The sequence below is a fragment of the Acinetobacter sp. YH16038 genome, from assembly GCF_013417275.1.
Taxonomy (GTDB): domain Bacteria; phylum Pseudomonadota; class Gammaproteobacteria; order Pseudomonadales; family Moraxellaceae; genus Acinetobacter.
This window is the reverse complement of sequence record NZ_VPEG01000163.1, coordinates 1-1,278: the sequence shown is the minus strand read 5'-3', so window position 1 is coordinate 1,278 and position 1,278 is coordinate 1. Positions and strand designations below refer to the sequence as shown.

1 protein-coding gene is annotated in these 1,278 nt (G+C 38.9%); it reads right to left on the bottom strand.

Annotation, left to right across the window (positions count from 1 at the left end):
• Positions 1–844, bottom strand: an 844-nt coding sequence (repM, locus tag FTV34_RS17550; protein WP_179997603.1) for a replication initiation protein RepM, incomplete at its 3' end; no start/stop codon positions are given.
• Positions 845–1,278 lie beyond the last annotated feature (434 nt).

Here is a 1,278-nt window from a genome sequence, read left to right as displayed (position 1 = left end):
CGGATGACTCTCCGATCTCTGCATATTCGCTACCAACTTCGGGCAGTTCAGATAATTTGTGTGCAAACAAATGCCGTTGTGCATCGGTCATTTCGACAAAGAAATCAGGTGTGTTTGGATCTCGTTTTGGGTCGGTTCTTTGTTCTACTTTTGGTTGTGGTTTTTGTTTAAATCGGAATGAAAAACCAGTAACTGAACGCCCTGTTTTATGCTGTGCAACAGATACAATAATATCCGTATGTTCATTGATTTGCTTAATTGATGGCTCTAGTACACGGGATTTAAGTACATCAATTCGCTTGTAATCTCCCTCATTAATTCCTATCTGTTTTTTAAAGTCATCCAACCCAATTACGGGTGTTTTTCCTGTGCTACGCCAAGCAATTAAAATTTCGTATAAGCGAACAGCATAGGCACTTTTTAATTGACTAACTTGTTCTAATTCATAGCTTGTGAAGTGTTTTTCTAGTCGAGTAATTAGCGGGATAATAGCGGGAGCAAAAATTAACTTAACAACTGCTTCTTGTTCAACGTAAATAACTTCGCTTACCCAGCGTGATTTATGATGCTGGATATTCCCCTTTTCGCTAAGGCTTTGATAGCTGAATTGTCTTGCAAAAAGATCATCACAAGCATCTTTCAAGGCTTGATATGCGGTATTTCGATGCACTCCAAATTGATTTATATAGCTTTCTGCATGAATGTTTAAAGGGTCATTCGCATTAATTCCTTTGCCTGATTCCCTTGCTTCCACAATTGCTAGCAGAATTAACCGTTGTTCTGTTAGGTCAAGGTTGTAACTAGCATTGATTAGAGCATTGTCTTTGACTACTAATTCCGACATCTCCCACCTATAATTTTTATGATGTAAATCCACCATAATATTTTATGATGGATTATGCAAGGTAAATGGTGGAGTATTGAGAAATTCTTGCAAGGTAAATGGTGGAGTATTGCAAGGTAAATGGTGGAGAATGATCGCTGAAACGCACGTATACCAATGATTTCAGCCCTCCTAAAAGCATTTAAAAGCTTTTTATATTATTAAAAGCCCAAAAAAATTAAAAACGGCATTTAAAACTGCCCTATGTTTTCGCTTCGCTCAAACTCTATTGAATCTCGCTGCGCTCGATTCCTGGGGGCAGTTTTTCTCAAAGACCGGCTAGGACGCTAAAAACAAGAATGGATTCGCTTCGCTCATAAAGCTTTATGCTCGCTTCGCTCGTCATGGAGCCAGTGGCTACAGTCGCTTTGCTCTGTAAATCTCGTTATGAAGCA